17 protein-coding genes and 1 pseudogene are annotated in these 20,043 nt (G+C 70.4%); 12 read left to right on the top strand and 6 right to left on the bottom strand.

Annotation, left to right across the window (positions count from 1 at the left end; all coding sequences use genetic code 11):
- The 6 genes from L0P92_RS28950 to L0P92_RS28925 all read left to right on the top strand — a co-directional run.
- Positions 1-550: TraR/DksA family transcriptional regulator (locus L0P92_RS28950; RefSeq protein WP_234766002.1), on the top strand; the 550-nt coding region annotated here is incomplete at its 5' end.
- A 70-nt stretch (positions 551-620) separates the two neighbouring features.
- On the top strand, positions 621-1,199 hold the full coding sequence (gene lspA / locus L0P92_RS28945) for a signal peptidase II (protein WP_234766001.1): 579 nt from the start codon (positions 621-623) through the stop codon (positions 1,197-1,199).
- Positions 1,200-1,273: 74 nt separating this feature from the next.
- Positions 1,274-2,218, top strand: coding sequence for an RluA family pseudouridine synthase (locus L0P92_RS28940; protein ID WP_234766000.1), 945 nt, complete (start codon positions 1,274-1,276; stop codon positions 2,216-2,218).
- Entirely contained in the window at positions 2,215-2,697 is a 483-nt protein-coding gene (locus tag L0P92_RS28935) for a GNAT family N-acetyltransferase (RefSeq protein ID WP_234765999.1), read from the top strand. The genes L0P92_RS28940 and L0P92_RS28935 overlap by 4 nt, the downstream gene beginning before the upstream one ends.
- An 86-nt stretch (positions 2,698-2,783) precedes the next feature.
- Positions 2,784-4,370, top strand: coding sequence for a Na+/H+ antiporter (locus L0P92_RS28930; protein ID WP_234765998.1), 1,587 nt, complete (start codon positions 2,784-2,786; stop codon positions 4,368-4,370).
- Positions 4,371-4,408: 38 nt separating this feature from the next.
- Complete coding sequence (locus L0P92_RS28925) at positions 4,409-5,149, top strand: SDR family NAD(P)-dependent oxidoreductase (RefSeq protein WP_234765997.1); 741 nt, start codon at positions 4,409-4,411, stop codon at positions 5,147-5,149.
- 120 nt (positions 5,150-5,269) lie between these two features.
- Here the strand turns inward: L0P92_RS28925 and L0P92_RS28920 are convergent, their stop codons facing one another.
- Positions 5,270-6,388 carry a mechanosensitive ion channel family protein gene (locus L0P92_RS28920; protein ID WP_234765996.1) on the bottom strand — a complete coding sequence of 373 codons (1,119 nt, stop codon included), beginning with the start codon at positions 6,386-6,388 and terminating at the stop codon, positions 5,270-5,272.
- 95 nt (positions 6,389-6,483) lie between these two features.
- On the opposite strand from L0P92_RS28920, the gene L0P92_RS28915 reads away from it, so the two are divergent.
- Entirely contained in the window at positions 6,484-7,053 is a 570-nt protein-coding gene (locus tag L0P92_RS28915; protein ID WP_234765995.1) for a dienelactone hydrolase family protein, read from the top strand.
- A 25-nt stretch (positions 7,054-7,078) separates the two neighbouring features.
- On the opposite strand, the gene L0P92_RS28910 is transcribed toward L0P92_RS28915, so the two are convergent.
- The 4 genes from L0P92_RS28910 to L0P92_RS28895 form a co-directional block, all read right to left on the bottom strand.
- On the bottom strand, positions 7,079-8,752 hold the full coding sequence (locus L0P92_RS28910; protein ID WP_234765994.1) for an alkaline phosphatase D family protein: 1,674 nt from the start codon (positions 8,750-8,752) through the stop codon (positions 7,079-7,081).
- Positions 8,753-8,864: 112 nt separating this feature from the next.
- On the bottom strand, positions 8,865-9,704 hold the full coding sequence (locus L0P92_RS28905; protein WP_234766003.1) for a thioredoxin domain-containing protein: 840 nt from the start codon (positions 9,702-9,704) through the stop codon (positions 8,865-8,867).
- A 125-nt stretch (positions 9,705-9,829) separates the two neighbouring features.
- A complete protein-coding gene (locus L0P92_RS28900; RefSeq protein WP_234765993.1) occupies positions 9,830-10,522 on the bottom strand; it encodes a hypothetical protein in 693 nt (230 codons plus the stop codon).
- A 51-nt stretch (positions 10,523-10,573) separates the two neighbouring features.
- Positions 10,574-11,899 carry a DUF2252 domain-containing protein gene (locus tag L0P92_RS28895; RefSeq protein WP_234765992.1) on the bottom strand — a complete coding sequence of 442 codons (1,326 nt, stop codon included), beginning with the start codon at positions 11,897-11,899 and terminating at the stop codon, positions 10,574-10,576.
- 201 nt (positions 11,900-12,100) lie between these two features.
- Here L0P92_RS28895 and dnaE point away from each other — a divergent pair, with 201 nt between their 5' ends.
- Complete coding sequence (gene dnaE, locus L0P92_RS28890) at positions 12,101-15,640, top strand: DNA polymerase III subunit alpha (protein WP_234765991.1); 3,540 nt, start codon at positions 12,101-12,103, stop codon at positions 15,638-15,640.
- A gap of 120 nt (positions 15,641-15,760) precedes the next feature.
- Here dnaE and L0P92_RS28885 read toward each other — a convergent pair whose 3' ends face one another.
- Positions 15,761-15,925, bottom strand: a complete 165-nt coding sequence (locus L0P92_RS28885) for a hypothetical protein (protein ID WP_234765990.1) — start codon at positions 15,923-15,925, stop codon at positions 15,761-15,763.
- 244 nt (positions 15,926-16,169) lie between these two features.
- On the opposite strand from L0P92_RS28885, the gene L0P92_RS28880 reads away from it, so the two are divergent.
- The 4 genes and pseudogenes from L0P92_RS28880 to L0P92_RS28865 all read left to right on the top strand — a co-directional run.
- Positions 16,170-17,387, top strand: a complete 1,218-nt coding sequence (locus L0P92_RS28880) for an NYN domain-containing protein (RefSeq protein WP_234765989.1) — start codon at positions 16,170-16,172, stop codon at positions 17,385-17,387.
- A gap of 253 nt (positions 17,388-17,640) precedes the next feature.
- Positions 17,641-18,615 (top strand): ABC transporter ATP-binding protein, encoded by a 975-nt coding sequence (locus L0P92_RS28875; protein WP_217210212.1) that lies wholly within the window; start codon positions 17,641-17,643, stop codon positions 18,613-18,615.
- A gap of 112 nt (positions 18,616-18,727) precedes the next feature.
- Entirely contained in the window at positions 18,728-19,552 is an 825-nt protein-coding gene (locus tag L0P92_RS28870; protein WP_234765988.1) for an ABC transporter permease, read from the top strand.
- Positions 19,553-19,586: 34 nt separating this feature from the next.
- Positions 19,587-20,043: pseudogene (locus L0P92_RS28865) on the top strand (AAA family ATPase); the annotation flags it as partial.

Below are 20,043 nucleotides of genomic sequence, written 5' to 3'. Positions count from 1 at the left end.
GGCTGGGGGCGCCGAGGGTAGGGCCAAGAAGGTGGGCGCGGCGCAGGCCGCGGAGCAGACGGGAGCCACGACAGTGGTTGCGAAGAAGACTCCTGGCACGGCCACGGCGGCCAAGACCGCCGTTCCCAAGGCACGCCTCGCCGCGGTGGAGCCCGGCGAGCTCGCGGTGCGCCCCGGTGAGGACCCCTGGACCCCGGAGGAGGTCGAGGAGGCACGCGCCGAGCTACAGGCCGAGGAGACGCGACTGCGCGAGGAGATCACCTCCTCCGAGCAGTCCCTCGTCGGCCTGATGCGGGACTCCGGGGACGGCGCCGGCGACGACCAGGCGGACACCGGAGCGAAGAACATCACGCGCGAGCACGAACTCGCGCTCGCCGCCAACGCGCGCGAGATGCTCACCCAGACCGAACGCGCCCTGGAGCGCCTCGACGCGGGCACCTACGGCCTCTGCGAGAACTGCGGCAACCCGATCGGCAAGGCACGGATGCAGGCCTTCCCGCGCGCGACCCTGTGCGTCGAGTGCAAACAGAAGCAAGAACGCAGGTACTGACCGGTAGGCGGGTGCCGCTGGACGTGTCGTACTCTCGTCCTCAGTCAGGTACCTAGGTTGAGGGACTCACGTGGCAGAGGCGGAGCGCATCATCGGTACGCCGGATACCCCAGAGGCGGCGGGAGCCGAGCACGCGAAGGACACCGAGGCCGAGCGGCCCCGGGGCAGGCGCCGGATCGCCGTGCTGTTCGGCGTCGCCGTGTTCGCGTACGCCCTCGACCTGGTCAGCAAGATGATCGTGGTCGCCAAGCTGGAGCACCACCCGCCGATCGAGATCATCGGTGACTGGCTGAAGTTCGAGGCCATCCGCAACGCGGGCGCGGCCTTCGGCTTCGGCGAGGCCTTCACCGTGATCTTCACGGTGATCGCGGCGGCCGTCATCGTGGTGATCGCCCGGCTCGCCCGCAAGCTCTACAGCCTGCCCTGGGCCATCGCGCTCGGCCTGCTGCTCGGCGGCGCCCTCGGCAACCTCACCGACCGGATCTTCCGTTCGCCGGGCGTCTTCGAGGGCGCGGTCGTGGACTTCATCGCGCCCAAGCACTTCGCGGTGTTCAACCTGGCCGACTCGGCGATCGTGTGCGGCGGCATCCTGATCGTGCTGCTGTCGTTCAGGGGGCTGGACCCCGACGGGACCGTCCACAAGGACTGAGCCCGCGAGGGGCCGGGAGGAGTTGTCCACAGGCTCCGTACGGGGCTGTCCCACCCGTCCGGCATACTCGACGGGTGAGCACGATTCCCGAGATCCGTACCCTGCCCGTGCCCGACGGCCTGGAGGGCGAGCGCGTCGACGCCGCCATCTCCCGCATGTTCGGCTTCTCCAGGACCAAGGCGGCCGAGCTGGCCGCGGCGGGCAAGGTCCAGGTCGACGGCACCGTGGTCGGCAAGTCCGAGCGGGTCCACGGCGGGGCCTGGCTGGAAGTGGAGATGCCGGGCGCTCCCGCGCCGGTGCAGATCGTCGCCGAGCCGGTCGAGGGCATGGAGATCGTGCACGACGACGATGACGTCGTCGTGATCGTCAAGCCCGTCGGGGTCGCCGCCCACCCCTCGCCCGGCTGGTCCGGGCCGACCGTCATCGGCGGGCTCGCCGCCGCCGGGTACCGGATCTCGACCTCAGGTGCCGCCGAGCGCCAGGGCATCGTCCACCGCCTCGACGTCGGCACCTCCGGGCTGATGGCCGTCGCCAAGTCGGAGTACGCGTACACGTCGCTCAAGCGCCAGTTCAAGGAGCGTACGGTCGACAAGCGGTACCACACCCTCGTCCAGGGCCACCCCGACCCGACCAGCGGCACCATCGACGCCCCCATCGGCCGTCACCCGAACCACGACTACAAGTGGGCGGTCACCGCCGAGGGCAAGCCGTCGATCACGCACTACGACCTCATCGAGGCGTTCCGCGCGGCCTCCCTGCTCGACGTGAAGCTGGAGACCGGCCGCACCCACCAGATCCGCGTCCACATGGCCGCCCACCGGCACCCCTGCGTCGGCGACCTGACCTACGGCGCCGACCCGACGCTCGCCAAGCGGCTCCGGCTGACCCGCCAGTGGCTGCACGCCGTCCGGCTCGGCTTCGAGCACCCGGCGGACGGGCAGTGGGTCGAGTTCGAGAGCGACTACCCGGCCGACCTCCAGAAGGCGCTCGACCAGGTCCGCGAGGAGACGTACGCGTGAGCGGGCCGTCGCCGTCCACGTCGTACGCGGTGCGCGTCGCCGGGGACCCCGCCGACCGTGAGGCCTGCTTCGCGGTGCGCAAGGAGGTCTTCGTCGTTGAGCAGGGCGTCCCGCAGGAGATCGAGTACGACGCCTATGACGCCGAAGCTGTGCATGTGCTGGCCGTCCGCGCGGACGGGCTGCCGCTCGGGACCGGCCGGCTGCTGTATGGCGAGGCGGCCGCGGCGAAGGTCGGCGGGGACCTCACGGTGGGGTCGCTGGGGCGCCTCGCCGTGACACAGGCGGCGCGCGGCCTCGGTGTCGGCGCGGCCCTGGTGCGGGCCATCGAGGACGCGGCACGCGCGCGTGGACTCGCGGCCGTGGACCTGCACGCGCAGACGCACGCACTGGGCTTCTACGAGCGGCTGGGATACGTGGCCTACGGGCCGGAGTTCCCCGACGCGGGGATAGCGCACCGGGCGATGCGGCGCGCTCTGTAGCCGAAGGCCGGTGAGCGCTGGTGGGAAAGTCGGCGTGGCAGGCTTGAGACCTGCTGTGTGGACGTCGACCTCCCGGAGCGCTGACCGTGGATCAGTTGGCCCTGTTGTTCGTGCTGTTGCTCGGGGCCGTGGTGAGTGTCCCGGTGGGCGACCGGCTGGGGCTGCCGGCGCCGGTGCTGATGACGCTGCTCGGGATCGTGCTCGCGCTGCTGGAGTTCGTGCCGAACGTCGAGGTTCCGCCGGACCTGATCCTGCCGCTGCTGTTGCCGCCCCTGCTCTACGCCGCCGTACGAAGGACCTCCTGGCGGCAGTTCGCGGCGAATCTGCGGCCCATCTTCCTGCTCGCCGTGGCGCTGGTGTTCGTCACGACGGTGTGTGTGGCCGCGACCGCGCACGCGATCGTGCCGGGGCTGCCCGTCGCGGCCGCCGTGGCGCTCGGCGCGCTCGTCGCGCCGCCCGACCCGGTGGCGGCGACCGCCGTGGCCGGCCAACTCGGGCTGCCGCGGCGGCTGGTGTCCATTCTGGAGGGCGAGGGGCTCTTCAACGACGTGACGGCCATCGTGCTCTACCACGTGGCCATCGCCGCCGCCGTGAGCGGCACCTTCTCCCCTTGGCAGGCCGGACTCGACCTCGTGCTCTCGGCCGTGGTGGCCCTGGCTGTCGGGCTCGCGCTCGGGTGGGGCGCCAACAAGCTGATGGATCTGCTCGGCGACCCGACCCTGCAGATCGGGCTCTCGCTGCTCGTGCCGTACGCCTCCTACGTGCTGGCCGAGGAACTCCACGGCTCCGGTGTGCTCGCCGTACTCATCACCGCCCTGTTCCTCGCCGAGTACGCCACCGACGCCGACGACGTGATGACACGGCTCGCCGGGCACACCTTCTGGGACATCGTCGACACGCTGGTCACCGGAGTCGCCTTCGGCCTGATCGGGCTCGAACTGCACAACGCGGTGCGCACGGCGTCCGGGCGGTGGAGCGAGATGCTCGGCTGGGCGGCCGCGATCGTCTGCGTCGTCGTCCTGGTGCGGCTGCTGTACCTGCTGCCGGCGACCTGGCTCACCAAGCGGATGCACGCCAAGCGGGACGTCGACGAGGAGATCCCGACGAGCTGGCGCGAGACCGTCGTGATGTGGTGGGCGGGGATGCGAGGCGTGGCCTCGGTGGCGCTGGCGCTGGCCGTTCCGCTGGAGACCGACTCGGGGGCCCCGTTCCCCGACCGCGACGAGATCATCTTCATCGCGTTCGGCGTGATCATGGCGACCCTGGTACTGCAGGGACTGACCCTGCCGTGGCTGGTGAAGCGGCTCGGGGTGCGGGCCGACAGCGCGCACGAGAAGGAGTTCGAGAAGCAGCTGGCGGTGCGGGCGGCGCGGGCGGCGAAGCGGAGGCTGAAGGAGATCGAGGCCGTCGAGGAGCTGCCCGAGGAACTGTCCGAGCAGATGCTGCGAAGGGCGTTCGAGATCGGGGTCCGGATCAGCCCCGAGATGGGCGAGGAGGAGCGTCGGGAGGCGCATCAGCAGCGGGTGCGCCGGCTGAAGCGGGTACGGCGGATCCAGGGCGAGCTGCTGAGCGCGGCGCGGCACGAGGTGCTCGCGGCCCGCAGCGAGCCGGGGGCCGATCCGGAGGTGGTCGACCGGGTGCTGCGGCATTTGGACGTGCGCAGCCTGCGGTGATCCCGCCGACGGCGACTCCGACTTCGTACGCTCTGACCATGGCTCGCAACGTGGTGATCAGTGGTGGCGGTACGGGAATCGGGCTCGCGACGGCGCAGCTGTTCGCGGCGGACGGGGATCAGGTGCTGCTGCTCGGGCGGCGCGCCGAGGTGCTGGAGCGGGCCGGCGTGCCCGGCGCCCTCACCTATGCGGCGGACCTGAGCCGGCCGCGGGCCGTGCGGGGTGTGGAGCGGTTCGTGGCGGCGGAGTTCGGCACCGTGGACGTACTGATCCACAGTGCGGGAGGTGCCGGCCATCTGGAGCCCGAGGTGGACAGCGACGAGCCGCTCGACGTCGTCCTGCACAGCTGGACGCTCAACTTCGGGCTCAACACCCTGACCGCGGCCCTGCTCACCGAGGCGCTGAAGGACCGGCTCGCCGACCCAGGCGGGCGGGTGCTGTTCATCGGCTCCATCGCCGCCTTCCGGGGGTCCGGCAGCGTGGCGTACGCGGGGTCGAAGGCCGCGTTGCATCCGTACGCCCATGCTCTGGCCCGGCAGTTGGGGCCGCGCGGGATCACCGTGAACGTGGTCGCGCCCGGGTATGTCGAGGACACCGAGTTCTTCGGCGGCGCGATGGATGCGGAGCGGCGGGAGCGGTTGGTCGCGGAGACCTCGACGGGGCGGGCTGCCACGCCTGGGGACGTTGCGGCGACGCTGCACTGGCTGGCGTCCCATGCCGCCGGGCATATCACCTCGCAGATCATTCAGGTGAATGGTGGGGCCGAGCGTGGTCATTGAGCGGTCGGTGGGGGGTGCGCCGACGTTTGTGCCGCGGATTGTCGTCGTGCGTCTGCTGCGCCATTGTGGCTGGTCGCGCAGTTCCCCGCGCCCCTTTAGGGGCGTTGCCGATCCTCGGCGTCAGAAGCGGTCCGGGCGTTGGGGTGGTAGGTGGTCGTGTTGGTGGGTGCGGCGGGCCGCGATGCGGCTGGGAGCCGGGAAGCCGGGTGGCAGGGCGGCGTCGGCTGCGTTGACGCGTGGCAGGGCGTACGGGTGTTCGTCGGCCAGCCAGTGGATCAGTTGCTCGCGGACCGCGACGCGTACCGTCCACAGGTCGTCCGCGTCCTTCGCCGTCACCAGGGCGCGGACCTCCATGGTGCTCGGCGTCGAGTCCGTGACGACCAGGCCGTAGTCGCGGCCGTCCCATGCCGGGCAGGCGCGCAGGATGTCGCGCAGTCGCTCGCGCATCTTCTCCATCGGCGCCGAGTGGTCGACGTGGAGGAAGACGGTGCCGGTCATCTGGGCGCCGCCGCGTGACCAGTTCTCGAAGGCCTTCGACGTGAAGTACGACACCGGCATCGTGATCCGCCGCTCGTCCCAGGTCCGCACCGTCAGGAACGTCAGTGTGATCTCCTCGACGGTGCCCCACTCGCCGTCCACCACGACCGTGTCCCCGAGGCGCACCATGTCGCCGAACGCGATCTGGAACCCGGCGAACATGTTGCTCAGCGTGGACTGGGCCGCGACACCGGCGACGATGCCGAGGATGCCGGCCGAGGCCAGCAGCGAGGCGCCGGCCGCGCGGAACGCGGGGAACGTCAGCAGCATCGCCGCCACGGCCACCACACCGACGACCGCCGACACCACGCGCATGATCAACGTCACCTGGGTCCGCACCCGCCGGACCCGGGCCGCATCGCGGTGGGCCCGGGCATAGCGGGTGTACGTGGTCTCCACGACCGCCGCCGCGATCCGGATCGCCAGCCAGGCCGCCGCCCCGATCAGCACCAGCGTCAGCACCCGGCCGACGGCGACCTCGTGCTCCTCCAGCAGCTCCGACTCGTCGTAGGAGCCTCTGAGCAGGGCGGCGCACAGGACGAGCTGGTAGGGGACGCGGGCGCGGCGCAGCTGACCCCACAGCGGGGTCTCGGTGTGCCGCTCGTCGGCCTTGCGCATCAGACGGTCGGTGGCCCACCCGATGACCAGGGTGAGCAGGACCGAGCCGCCGATCACGATCAGCGGGCGGAGTATGTTCTCCATGCCGTCGAAGGTAACCACCCGAGGGCGGTCATGAACATGTGCGCCGGTGAGGCGGTGGTCACGGCGTTGTCGTACCCGGCTGGCACCATGGCCTCATGAACATCGTGCTCTTTCACTCGACCTATGGCCTCCGGCCCGCGGTGCGCCGGGCGGCGGACCGGCTGCGCGCCGCCGGACACGAGGTGTGGACGCCGGACCTCTTCGAGGGACGTACGTTCGAGACGGTCGAGGAGGGCATGGAGTTCAACGACACGATCGGCAAGGACGAGCTGCTGAAGCGGGCCGTGCTCGCCGCCGCGCCCTACTCGGAAAGAGGGCTGGTCTACGCCGGGTTCTCGCTCGGCGCCTCCATCGCCCAGACCCTAGCGCTCGGCGACGAGAAGGCCCGCGGCCTGCTGCTTCTGCACGGCACTTCGGACATCGCGGCGAACGCCTCGGTGGACGAGCTGCCGGTGCAGCTGCATGTCGCCGAGCCGGACCCGTTCGAGACGGACGACTGGCTGAGCGCCTGGTATCTCCAGATGGGCAGAGCGGGCGCCGACGTCGAGGTGTACAGATACGCCGGAGCCGGCCACCTCTACACCGACCCCGACCTGCCGGACTACGACGAGGAGGCCGCCGAGGCCACCTGGCGGGTGGCGCTCGGCTTCCTGGACACGCTGTAACCCTCGGGGACGCCCGCGGGACCCGTCAGACGGGGTCGTACGTCCGCTCCACCTTCTGCGTGCCGCTGCGCGTGCGGTACGAACGCGCCCAGGCGGCGGTCGCGTTCTGCTTCGCCTTGTCGGACAGGACGTAGTAGTCCATCTGGGCGCGCTCGGCCGTGATGTCGAGGATGCCGTAGCCGTGGCGGTCGGTGTCGACCCAGTGGACGTGCCGGTTGGCGGCCCTGATGATCGGCGAGGCGATGGCGGAGACCGTGCCCTCGGGGACCTTCACGAGGTCGTCGAGGTTGTCGGAGGTCACCGAGGTGACGACGAACTCCGTGGCGGCGGAGGCGGACAGCGGGTAGGTACCGGCGTCCACCGGCACGTCGTTGGCCCACGCCATGTGGATGTCGCCGGTCAGGAACACCGTGTTGCGGATCGCGTTCGAGCGCAGATGGGCGAGGAGTTCGCGGCGGTCGTCGGTGTAGCCGTCCCACTGGTCGGGGTTGAGGGCGAGGCCCTCCTGCGGCAGGCCCATCAGCTTGGCGAGCGGCTTGAGCAGGTCGGCGGTGAGCGAGCCGATCGCGAACGGGGCGATCATCACCGAGTTGCCGACCAGCCGCCAGGTGGTGTCGGAGGACTTCAGCCCCGCCTTCAGCCAGTCCAGTTGGGCGCGCCCGGTGAGCGTACGGTCCGGGTCGTCGACCTCGCCGTCGCCGACCGAGACCTGCTGCGAGCGGAAGGAGCGCAGGTCCAGCAGGGAGAGATCGGCGAGCTTGCCGAAGCGCAGCCGGCGGTAGGTGGTGCCGGCGATGGCCGGGCGGACCGGCATCCACTCGAAGTAGGCCTGTTTGGCGGCGGCCCGGCGCGCGGCCCAGGTGCCCTCGGCGCCCTCGGTGTGGTTCTCGGCGCCGCCCGACCAGGCGTCGTTGGCGATCTCGTGGTCGTCCCAGATCGCGATGACGGGCGCCTTGGCGTGCAGGGCCTGGAGGTCCGGGTCCGTCTTGTACGTGCCGTGCCGGAGGCGGTAGTCGGCGAGGGTGAGGATCTCGTGGGCGGGCGCGGTCTGTCGTACGACGGTGCCGCGCGTGCCGTACTCGCCGGTGCCGTACTCGTAGATGTAGTCACCGAGATGCAGCCAGGCGTCCAGGTCGCCGCGGGCCGCGAGATGGCGGTACGCGGAGAAGTGACCGCCCTCCCAGTTGGCGCAGGAGACGACACCGAAGCGCAGGCCCGCGACGGACGCGGTCGCCGCCGGCGCGGTGCGGGTGCGCGCCGCCGGGGAGTCCGTGGCGCCGGCCGAGAAGCGGAACCAGTAGTCGGTGGCCGGCTCCAGGCCGCGTATGTCCGCCTTGACGGTGTGGTCGGAGGCGGCGGTCGCGGTGGTCGAGCCTTTGGCGACGATGTTCGTCAGCGCCTTGTCCTTGGCGACGATCCAGCTGACCTCGGTGTCCGGACCGAGGCCGGAGCCGGGCGTCGCCTCGGGTATCGGCGTCACCCGGGTCCACAGCAGGACACCGTCGGGCAGCGGATCGCCGGAGGCGACGCCGTGCAGGAAGGCGGGGGCCGCCTCGGCGGCGCCGGCGGGCAGCGCGGCCGCGAGCGGGCCGGCCAGGACAGCCGTCGCCGCCGCGGCCTTGACGACCGTACGGCGGCGCGGGGCAAGGGAGTTGAGTCGCTCGTCGAGTCGCTCGGAAGATCTGTGTCGATTGGTCACGAGCGATCAGGTTACTGATCGGTATGAACGAGAGCGGGCGAACCGGTGAAAGTTCGCCCGCTCTTCGCGCGAAGGCCGCCTTCGAGGCCCTCCGGCTGCCCTGCGGCCGGCGTCAGCCCTTGAGGGCCGCGTCCACCACCTGGGTGAACGTCTCCGCCGTCCAACCCTGGTTGGGGTTGGGGTTCTCGAGCTTCTTGCCGTCCATGACGAAGCTCGGGGTGCCCGTCACGTCGTCCTTGTTGGTGTCGAAGGTCTTCGACATGGCCAGCGCCCAGGCGTCGTACGTGCCCTTCTTCACCGCGTTCTGGAACTTGGTGTTGTTCTTCAGGGCGGGGACGGAGTCCGCGATCTCGATCAGGTAGTCGTCGTCCTTGAACTTGTCGTCGGACTCCTCCGGGTGGAACTTCGCCGAGTACAGCGCGGTCTTGTACTCGAGGAACGCCTCCGGGCTCACGTTCAGCGCGGCGCCCATGGCGCTCATCGCGTTCTTGGAGCCCTCGCCGCGGGCTCCGATCTCGTCGTCCTTCATCTGGTCGCCGTCGAGGAACGTGCCGCCGACGAACTGCAGCTTGTACTTGCCGGCCTCGACGTCCTTGTCCACGACGGAGCCGGCGGCCTGCTCGAACGAGGCACAGACGGGGCAGCGCGGGTCCTCGTACATCTTGAGGGTCTTCTTGGCGCTGTCCTTGCCGATGACGACGGTCGTGCCGTTCGTGCCGGAGGTGTTGGCGGGCGCGACGACCTTGGCGTCCGTCATCGACTCCCAGTGGCTGGGCTTGTTGGCCTGGACGACCGCGTAGCCGATGCCACCGGCCGCCGCCAGGACGCCGACGACCGAGCAGGCGACGATGATCTGCCGCCTGACCTTGGCCCGCTTGGCCTCGCGCTCACGCTCGGCGCGCAGCCGCTCCCGGGCCGCCGACTTCGCCGCCTGGCTGTTCCGCTTGCTCATCTTGGTGATCTCCATGGGGACGCGCACACCTGTGTGTGCGGGATACGTATCGGGACGTGGTGGTGCTCGAAATGCCGTGCGCGTGTGATCAGTGACGGTGCGGCCGGTTCAACGGCGCGGTCGGTTCACACGAGGGCGGGTGAGCACGGAGGGCCACGCCGTCCCAGGGAGTGCGCGAGGAGGAGGCTGCGGGCGCCGGCCGTACGGAGGGCGGGGCGCGGCAGCCGAGGGGCCGGCGCGGTCCGGCGGACCGTCACCGCCGCGACCGCCAGCAGCAGCGGGCGGAACGTCGTCGCGGCCACGGCCCGCACCAACTGGTCCAGGGCCCGCTCGCCGCGCCGCAGCCAGGCGGCGGCGACCAGGCCGACGCCGATGTGCGCGCCGAGCAGCAGCCAGGCGGTGGCCGGGTCGGCGTGGGCGAGGAGACCGCCGAGCTTGTCGGGATCGGTGCCGGTGACCTGGGCCAGCGGGGTGCCGACCCGGGTGCCGTCACCGCACAGCACGTCCCAGCCGACCGACGCCAGCGGACCGGCGACCGGTCCGCCCGCCCTGCCGTAACAGACGTGCTGGCCGGTGGTGAGGATCGTGTCGGCGGCCAGTTCCAGCGGGATCAGCAGGGCGGCGATCCGCCCGAAGCTCCGCTCGCGGCCGGCCAGGGCGTACGCCAGGACGAACACGGCGGCCGCCAGCAGGGCCACCGTGTTCAACGGCAGGGGGGCCCGCGAGAGCAGCACGTGTGACGCGGTGCTGAGCGTCACGACGAGTGACGTGAACAGCGCCGCGCGTACGGCTCGTAGCTGGGTCCCGGATATGTCCATAGCGGAGGAGAGTGTGTCACGTGGTCCTGTAAGAGACCCCTAAAGGGTCCGTCACAGACCCGGAATCCGGCCGTTGCGGAACAGGTCCACGAAGATCTGGTGGTCGGCACGCGCGCGTGCCCCGTAGTCGTGGGCGAAGGAGACCAGGAGCTCGGCGAAGCCGTCCTCGTCGGCCGCGATGGCCGCGTCGATGGCCCGCTCGGTGGAGAACGGCACCAGGGACTCGCCGGAGGTGTCGTCCGCCGCCGCGTGCATGGTGGCCGTGGCCCGGCCGAGGTCGGCGACGACCGCCGCGATCTCCTCCGGGTCGTCGATGTCGCCCCAGTCCAGGTCCACCGCGTACGGCGACACCTCGGCGACCAGCTGGCCCGCGCCGTCGAGCTCGGTCCAGCCGAGCCAGGGGTCGGCGTTGGCCTGGAGGGCGCGCTGGGAGATCACCGTGCGGTGGCCCTCGTGCTGGAAGTAGTCGTGCAGCGTCTGGTCCGTGATGTGCCGGGAGACGGCGGGGGTCTGGGCCTGCTTGATGTAGATCACGACATCGTTCTCAAGGGCGTCGGTGTGGCCCTCCAGCAGGATGTTGTACGACGGCAGCCCTGCCGAGCCGATGCCGATGCCGCGACGGCCGACCACGTCCTTCACGCGGTAGGAGTCCGGGCGGGCCAGCGAGGCGTCCGGGAGCGTCTCCAGGTAGCCGTCGAAGGCGGCGAGCACCTTGTAGCGGGTGGCCGCGTCCAGCTCGATGGAGCCGCCGCCCCCGGCGAAGCGGCGCTCGAAGTCGCGGATCTCCGTCATCGACTCCAGCAGGCCGAAGCGGGTCAGCGCGCGGGCGTCGCGCAGCGCGTCCAGGAGCGGGCCCTGGGCGGTGTCCAGCGTGAACGGCGGCACCTCGTCGCTCTTGGCGCCGGTCGCCAGGGCGTGCACCCGCTCGCGGTAGGCGACCGCGTAGATCCGCACCAGCTCGCTGATCTGCTCGTCGCCGAGCGCCTTCGCGTACCCGATGAGGGCGACGGAGGCGGCGAAGCGCTTGAGGTCCCAGGTGAAGGGGCCGACGTAGGCCTCGTCGAAGTCGTTGACGTTGAAGATCAGCCGTCCGTTGGCGTCCATGTACGTGCCGAAGTTCTCCGCGTGCAGGTCGCCGTGGATCCACACGCGCGAGGTGCGCTCGTCGAGGAACGGGCCGCCCCGCTTCTCGGCGTCCAGATCGTGGTAGAAGAGGCACGCCGTGCCGCGGTAGAACGCGAAGGCCGAGGCCGCCATCTTCCGGAACTTCACGCGGAACGCGGCCGGGTCGGCGGCCAGGAGCTCGCCGAAGGCGGTCTCGAAGACGGCGAGGATCTCGTCGCCGCGCTGCTCGTCGTTGAGCTGGGGGACCGACATCGCTGGGTGCCTCCTGGTGCATGTGTACGACAGCGTTTCTGTCGTCTCCAACGGACGGGCCCGCAGGAAAGTGCCCGCGGCCCTCGGTGTGAAGGTACGCGGGGGAGCCCCGCGAGTGTCAGTGGCGAGGCATAGACTTCGACGCTGTTCCCGGAAGTGTCCGTCCGCCTGTCACCGAGCGTTTTCCATGGAGGCCAAGCCGTGTCAAAGCCGCCGTTCACGCACCTGCACGTCCACACCCAGTACTCGCTGCTGGACGGTGCCGCGCGGCTGAAGGACATGTTCAACGCCTGCAACGAGATGGGCATGACGCACATCGCCATGTCCGATCACGGCAACCTCCACGGGGCGTACGACTTCTTCCACACCGCGAAGAAGGCCGGAATCACCCCGATCATCGGGATCGAGGCCTACGTCGCCCCGGAGTCCCGGCGCAACAAGCGCAAGATCCAGTGGGGCCAGCCCCACCAGAAGCGCGACGACGTCTCCGGTTCGGGTGGTTACACCCACAAGACGATGTGGGCCGTGAACAAGACGGGCCTGCACAACATCTTCCGGCTGTCCTCCGACGCCTACGCCGAGGGCTGGCTGCAGAAGTGGCCCCGGATGGACAAGGAGACGATCTCCCAGTGGTCCGAGGGGATCGTCGCCTCCACCGGCTGCCCCTCCGGCGAGGTCCAGACCCGGCTGCGGCTCGGTCAGGAGGAAGAGGCCCTCAAGGCCGCCGCCGACTACCAGGACATCTTCGGCAAGGACCGCTACTTCCTGGAGCTGATGGACCACGGCATCGACATCGAGCACCGGGTCCGCGACGGCCTGCTGGAGATCGGCAGGAAGCTCGGCATCCCCCCGCTGGTCACCAACGACTCGCACTACACGTACGCGCACGAGGCGACCGCCCACGACGCCCTGCTGTGCATCCAGACCGGCAAGAACCTCTCCGACCCGGACCGCTTCAAGTTCGACGGCACCGGCTACTACCTGAAGTCCACGGACGAGATGTACGCCATCGACTCCTCGGACGCCTGGCAGGAGGGCTGCGCCAACACGCTCCTGGTCGCCGAGATGGTCGACACCACCGGCATGTTCGAGGCCAAGAACCTCATGCCGAAGTTCGACATCCCCGACGGCTACACCGAGGTCACCTGGTTCAAGGAGGAGGTCCGCCGCGGCATGGAGCGCCGCTTCCCCGGCGGCATCCCCGAGGACCGCCAGAAGCAGGCCGAGTACGAGATGGACGTCATCATCTCGATGGGCTTCCCCGGCTACTTCCTCGTCGTCGCCGACTTCATCATGTGGGCCAAGAACAACGGCATCGCGGTCGGCCCCGGCCGAGGCTCAGCGGCCGGCTCGATCGTCGCGTACGCCATGGGCATCACCGACCTCGACCCCATCCCGCACGGCCTGATCTTCGAGCGGTTCCTCAACCCCGAGCGCATCTCCATGCCCGATGTCGACATCGACTTCGACGAGCGCAGGCGCGTCGAGGTGATCAGGTACGTGACGGAGAAGTACGGCGCCGACAAGGTCGCCATGATCGGCACCTACGGCAAGATCAAGGCGAAGAACGCGATCAAGGACTCCGCGCGCGTGCTGGGCTACCCGTACGCCATGGGCGACCGCCTCACCAAGGCCATGCCCGCCGACGTCCTCGGCAAGGGCATCGACCTCAACGGCATCACCGACCCCTCGCACCCCCGCTACAGCGAGGCGGGCGAGATCCGGTCGATGTACGAGAACGAGCCGGACGTGAAGAAGGTCATCGACACCGCGAAGGGCGTCGAGGGCCTGGTCCGGCAGATGGGCGTGCACGCCGCCGGCGTGATCATGTCCAGCGAGACCATCACCGAGCACGTGCCCGTCTGGGTCCGGCACACCGACGGCGTGACCATCACGCAGTGGGACTACCCGAGCTGCGAGTCGCTCGGCCTGCTGAAGATGGACTTCCTCGGCCTGCGCAACCTGACGATCATGGACGACGCCGTCAAGATGGTGAAGTCCAACAAGGGCATCGACCTGGAGCTGCTGAGCCTCCCGCTGGACGACCCGACGACCTTCGAACTGCTCCAGCGCGGCGAGACCCTCGGCGTCTTCCAGTTCGACGGCGGCCCCATGCGCTCGCTGCTGCGCCTGATGAAGCCCGACAACTTCGAAGACATCTCCGCCGTCTCCGCGCTCTACCGTCCCGGCCCGATGGGCATGGACTCGCACACCAACTACGCGCTGCGCAAGAACAAGCTCCAGGAGATCACCCCCATCCACAAGGAGCTCGAAGAGCCCCTCAGGGAGGTCCTGGACGTCACCTACGGCCTGATCGTCTACCAGGAGCAGGTGCAGAAGGCCGCCCAGATCATCGCCGGCTACTCGCTCGGCGAGGCCGACATCCTCCGCCGAGTGATGGGCAAGAAGAAGCCCGAGGAGCTGGCGAAGAACTTCGTCCTCTTCCAGGAGGGCGCCCGCAAGAAGGGCTACAGCGACGAGGCCATCCAGGCCCTGTGGGACGTGCTGGTCCCGTTCGCCGGCTACGCGTTCAACAAGGCGCACTCGGCCGCGTACGGCCTGGTCTCGTACTGGACCGCCTACCTCAAGGCGAACCACCCCGCCGAGTACATGGCCGCGCTGCTGACGTCCGTCAAGGACGACAAGGACAAGTCCGCGGTCTACCTCAACGAGTGCCGCCGCATGGGCATCAAGGTGCTCCCGCCGAACGTCAACGAGTCGGTGCACAACTTCGCCGCCCAGGGCGACGACGTGATCCTCTTCGGCCTCGAAGCGGTGCGCAACGTCGGCACCAACGTGGTCGAGTCGATCATCAAGAGCCGCAAGGCCAAGGGCAAGTACGCCTCCTTCCCCGACTACCTCGACAAGGTCGACGCCACCGCCTGCAACAAGCGCACCACGGAGTCGCTGATCAAGGCGGGCGCGTTCGACACCCTGGGACACACCCGCAAGGGCCTCACCGCGCACTTCGAGCCGATGATCGACAACGTGGTCGCGGTCAAGCGCAAGGAGGCCGAGGGCCAGTTCGACCTCTTCGGCGGCATGGGCGAGGAGCAGAACGACGAGCCCGGCTTCGGCCTCGACGTCGTCTTCACCGACGAGGAGTGGGACAAGACCTATCTGCTCGCCCAGGAGCGGGAGATGCTCGGTCTGTACGTCTCCGACCACCCCCTCTTCGGTCTGGAGCACGTGCTGTCCGACAAGGCCGACGCGGGCATCGCCCAGCTGACCGGCGGTGAGCACGCCGACGGGGCCGTGGTGACCATCGGCGGCATCATCTCGGGCCTGCAGCGCAAGATGACCAAGCAGGGCAACGCCTGGGCCATCGCCACCGTCGAGGACCTCGCCGGCTCCATCGAGTGCATGTTCTTCCCGGCGACGTACCAGCTCGTGTCGACCCAACTCGTCGAGGACGCGGTCGTGTTCGTCAAGGGCCGGCTCGACAAGCGCGAGGACGTGCCGCGGCTGGTCGCGATGGAGCTCCAGGTCCCCGACCTGTCCAACGCGGGCACCAACGCACCCGTGATCCTCACCATCCCCGCCACCAGGGTCACCCCGCCGATGGTCAACCGGCTCGGCGAGATCCTCAGTCACCACAAGGGCGACAGCGAGGTCCGCATCAAGCTCCAGGGCCCGACCAAGACGACGGTGCTCCGACTTGACCGGCACCGGGTCAAGCCCGACCCCGCGCTGTTCGGCGACCTGAAGGTGCTGCTCGGGCCGTCCTGCCTCGCGGGCTGACCGCGCTGGAATACGCAAGACCTGGAATACGCGAGAGCTGAAATACGCGAGAGGGGCGCACCCCGTACGGGATGCGCCCCTCTTCATGTGCCTGGGTCTCAACAACCCGTTATGCGGATGTCAGTTGTGGCCGAAGCGCTTCTGCCGCCCCTTGCGGGCCATGTCGCCGGGGGTCACCTGCGCGATGCGCTGCTCGGTCTGCGTCTCCATCGACGGCTGCTGGGGCTGCTGCTGACCACGCTCGGACTGGGGCTGCTTACGGTCCTGCTTCTTGTTCTTGGCCATGGTGATGCCTCCTGTGGGGATCTAGGGGCCAGGGCCGGGACCAGATTCACATAGGCTTATAAAGAACGCATTTCGGATAATTACCGTGTGTAACAGCGGTTGTCGGGGCGTGAGGCATGGCGCGTCGAGGGGGCGATGCCCCGAAACGCCACGCCGAAGATCGAGTTCGCCCCGTTAACCCCCGCGTGGTCGGGCAGACTCGAAGGAAGCCCAAAGCAAACCTCCCGGGAAGAGGGTGAGACGCGTGGACCGCTGCATCGTCCTGGTGGACGCCGGGTATCTGCTGGGGGCCGCCGCGAGCCTCCTCGCCGGGGAACCCTCCCGGTCCCGGATCACCGTCGACCACGCCGCCCTCATCCAGGGGTTGCGCGAACGCGCGGAGTCCGACACCCAACAGCCCCTGCTGCGCATCTACTGGTTCGACGGCGCCCCCGACCGCGTCCCCCAGCCCGAGCACCGCAGGCTGCGCGTGATGCCCCGGGTCACCGTCCGCCTCGGCGCACTGACCCGCAGCGACGGCCGCTGGGCGCAGAAGGGCGTGGACGCCGCGATGCACGCCGAACTGACCGAGCTGGCCCGCAACCGCGCCTGCTCCGACGTCGTGCTGGTGACCGGCGACGGCGATCTGCTGCCGGGCATGATGGCCGCCAAGGAGCACGGGGTCGCCGTACACCTGTGGGCCGTACAGGCCGCCGACGGCGACTACAACCAGTCCGAGGACCTGGTCGCCGAGGCCGACGAGCGGCGCGTCCTGGACCGTACGTGGATCACCAAGGCCGTACGCGCCAAGGAGCTCACCGGGGTGTGCGCGCCGCCGCCCGCGCCCCGGCCCGAGATCGCCGCGATCCTCTCCGCGCCGCTGCCCGACTCCGCGCTCGGCGCGCGGGCCGAGCGGACCGCCGAGGAGAGCGAGCACGCTCCGGCCGCCGCCTCGGAGAACGGCACACAGGAGCGGGTGCCGGCTCCCAAGGGCGTGCCCACGCCGAAGGACCTCGCCGCCCTGCGCGCCCCCGGCGTGCCGCCCGCCCAGCACCCGGCGAGCGCGACACTGCGCTGGTCCTCCGACAAGGGATGGGTCGACCGGCCCGGCGCCGCGGCCGAGTCGCCCGACGTCGCCTCGATGCCGACCCTCGCCCAGCTGACCACGGCGGAGCAGCGCTGGGCCGACCGGGAGGAGGACATCACCACGGTCGGCGGCGATCCGTACGAGGTGGGGCAGGTCTTCGCACGGCGCTGGATGGCCCGGCTCGGTGAACAGGGGCATCTGCAGAAGCTGTCCGGGATGTACCCGCGGATCCCGCACCGGATCGACGGGGAACTGCTCAGGTACGCGGCTCGCTTCGGACTGCTCGCGCACAAGGACGACCAGATCGACGAGCACGACCGGTACGCGATCCGGGCCGGGTTCTGGCGCGAGATCGACGTACGGACGGCAGCGGAGCACGCGCCTGCCGGTGAGTGAGCCGGACGGGTGACGACGAGTTCGGCACCGCCGGATCCCGGTAACGCACCCGTACCGCCCCCCGCCCCCCGGCACCCGTCACCGGCGTCGAGTGTCGTTGCGGCGGATTTGTGGGGACCGGCGGATTTCGGCCGGTGAGCCGGTGGTTTGTGGCGACTGGCCGACCCGAGGGCGGATCGGCGTCACGGACCCCTTAGGCTCGTCCCTTGTGAGTACGCGCGCGGCACAGGCACTTCGGCACAGTGGCGATGTCGTGTGCGCGGTGCGCGGACTGACCAAGACCTACCCGGCCGTCCGCGGGCGCCGCGGAGCGCCCGGCACGCCCGAGGTGCGGGCCACCGACGACGTACGGCTGGACATCCGGCGCGGCGAGATCTTCGGACTGCTCGGCCCGAACGGCGCCGGCAAGACCACCCTCGTACGGCAGCTCACCGGGCTGATGCGGCCCGATCGCGGCAGCGTGGAGATCCTCGGGCATGACATCGTGCGGCACCCGGAACGGGCCGCGCGCATCCTCGCCTACCTCGGCCAGGAGTCGACCGCCCTCGACGAACTGACCGTCTCGCTGGCCGCCGAGACCACCGGGCGGCTGCGCGGCCTGGACGTACGGCAGGCACGGGCCGAACGGGACGCCGTCCTCGACGAGCTGGGCCTCGGGCCGCTCGCCGGGCGGCCGATCAAGAAGCTGTCCGGCGGACAGCGCCGGCTGGCCTGCTTCGCCGCCGCACTGGTCGGGGAGCGGCCGCTGCTCGTGCTCGACGAGCCGACCACCGCGATGGACCCGGTGGCCCGGCGGGCCGTGTGGTCGGCCGTGGACCGGCGGCGGGCCGAGCGCGCGACCACCGTGCTGCTCGTCACCCACAACGTCATCGAGGCCGAGACCGTGCTCGACCGGGTCGCGGTGCTCGACCGGGGCCGCGTGATCGCCTGTGACACACCGTCCGGGCTGAAGGAGCGGGTCGCGGGCGAGGTACGGGTCGAGCTGCTGTGGCGGGACCGGGCTCCCCTCGAGGTGCCCGAGGTCGCCGCGCTCCAGGACCGGGTCGTGGAGTCCGGGCGGCGCTGGACGCTGCGGCTCGCCCCCGAGGAGGCCCGCGCGGTCGTCGCCACCGTCACCGGCGGGGCCGCCTTCGCCGCGCTGGACGACTTCACGCTGGCCACGCCGAGCCTGGAGGACGTCTATCTGGCGCTGGGCGGGGACGCGCAGCAGGGGCTGGTGAAGGCTTGAGCACGCAGACCGTCGTTTCCGTATCCGTCTTCGGACGCGTGCGGAACAGGGCCACCGGACGGAACAGGGGCACCTCTCCGGTGGACCCCCGTGTGAAAGGGAGCAGCGCCACGTGAGTGTCGTACCCGCCGAGGTTCTGCCGGGCAGCGCCCTGGCCGTGGACGAGACGGCCCGCCCGGCCGTGGTCGAGCTCGGGCCGCGGGCGCGGCTGTGGCCGTCGCTGTGCGCCGTGTACCGGGCCCAGCTCTCCCGTGCCCGCGTCGCGCGCATCCCGCTGCTGTTCGTGGCGACCTTCCAGTCGATCGGGATCATGATCCTCATGCGCGGGGTCGTGGACGGCGGGGCCGAGGCGCAGGCCGTGGTGGCCGGGTCGTCGGTGCTCGTCGTGGCCTTCGTCGCGCTGAACCTGCTCGCCCAGTACTTCGGGCAGCTGCGCGCCAGCGGCGGGCTCGACCACTACGCCACGCTGCCGGTGCCGCCCGCCGCGGTGGTGCTGGGTGCGGCCGGGGCGTACGCCTCCTTCACCGTGCCGGGGACCGTGGTCACGGCCGTCTTCGGGTGTGTGCTGTTCGGGCTGCCGGTGGCACATCTGTGGGTGCTCGTCGCGGTGATCCCGCTGGCCGGGGCCGCGCTCGCCGGGCTCGGGGCGGCGCTCGGGCTGCTCGCGCCGCGGCCCGAACTGGCGACGCTGCTCGGGCAGTTGGGGATGTCGGCGGCTCTGCTGCTGGGTGTGCTGCCGGCCGACCGGATGCCCGAGGTGGTGCGGCTCGCGCGGGATCTGCTGCCCTCGACGTACGGCGTGGAGGCCTTCGCGCGGACCTTCGGGCCGCATCCCGACTGGGCGTTCGTGCTGGGTGACCTCGCCGTGTGCGGGGTGGTCGGGGTCGTCTCGCTGGCCGTCGCCACCTGGGCGTACCGCCGGGCGGCCGTCCGGTGACGCGCCGCACAGGGCGGCCTGGCACGATGGCAGGGTGACCGCTCCGCTGACTCCTCCGCCGCATCCGCGTGACCAGTCCTCGCACCAGGCGTGGCAGCCGCCCGCTGCCGGCGCCGGGCAGGCTCACGGGACCCACGGATCTCATGGCCCCTACGGCTCTCATGACACGTACGGCATATCCGGCTTGTACGGACAGGACGGTCCTGGGATGAAGACCGAGGTGCGAGAGGCCGCCGTGGTGGCGGTGGTGGTGGGGGTCTTCGGGGCGTTGCTCGGGGTGCTGTGGTGGTGGCTGGCGCCGAGTGTGCCGCTGGTGGGGGATGTCGTCGACGAGAGCTGGGTCGTCTACTTCAAGGACTCCGAGGGGGAGCAGGCTGTCGGGGTGGACGGAACGTTCACTCTGCTCGCGCTCGCGTTTGGGCTGGTGAGTGCGGTTGCCGTCTTTGTGTGGCGGCGGCGTGGGGGTGTGCCGCTGGTGGTGGGGCTCGCTG

The sequence above is a fragment of the Streptomyces muensis genome (genome assembly GCF_021474425.1).
GTDB classification, from domain to species: Bacteria; Actinomycetota; Actinomycetes; order Streptomycetales; family Streptomycetaceae; genus Streptomyces; species Streptomyces muensis.
The sequence above is the reverse complement of the archived record's forward strand: the minus strand, read 5'-3'. Positions and strand labels throughout refer to the sequence as shown.

Coding starts and splice junctions, on each gene's coding strand:
- L0P92_RS28925 (WP_234765997.1), top strand. CDS start 4,409: ATGGCTCGCAACGTGGTGATCAGTGGTGGCGGTACGGGAATCGGGCTC.
- L0P92_RS28915 (WP_234765995.1), top strand. CDS start 6,484: ATGAACATCGTGCTCTTTCACTCGACCTATGGCCTCCGGCCCGCGGTG.
- L0P92_RS28900 (WP_234765993.1), bottom strand. CDS start 10,522: ATGGACATATCCGGGACCCAGCTACGAGCCGTACGCGCGGCGCTGTTC.
- L0P92_RS28905 (WP_234766003.1), bottom strand. CDS start 9,704: ATGAGCAAGCGGAACAGCCAGGCGGCGAAGTCGGCGGCCCGGGAGCGG.
- L0P92_RS28920 (WP_234765996.1), bottom strand. CDS start 6,388: ATGGAGAACATACTCCGCCCGCTGATCGTGATCGGCGGCTCGGTCCTG.
- L0P92_RS28895 (WP_234765992.1), bottom strand. CDS start 11,899: ATGTCGGTCCCCCAGCTCAACGACGAGCAGCGCGGCGACGAGATCCTC.
- L0P92_RS28885 (WP_234765990.1), bottom strand. CDS start 15,925: ATGGCCAAGAACAAGAAGCAGGACCGTAAGCAGCCCCAGTCCGAGCGT.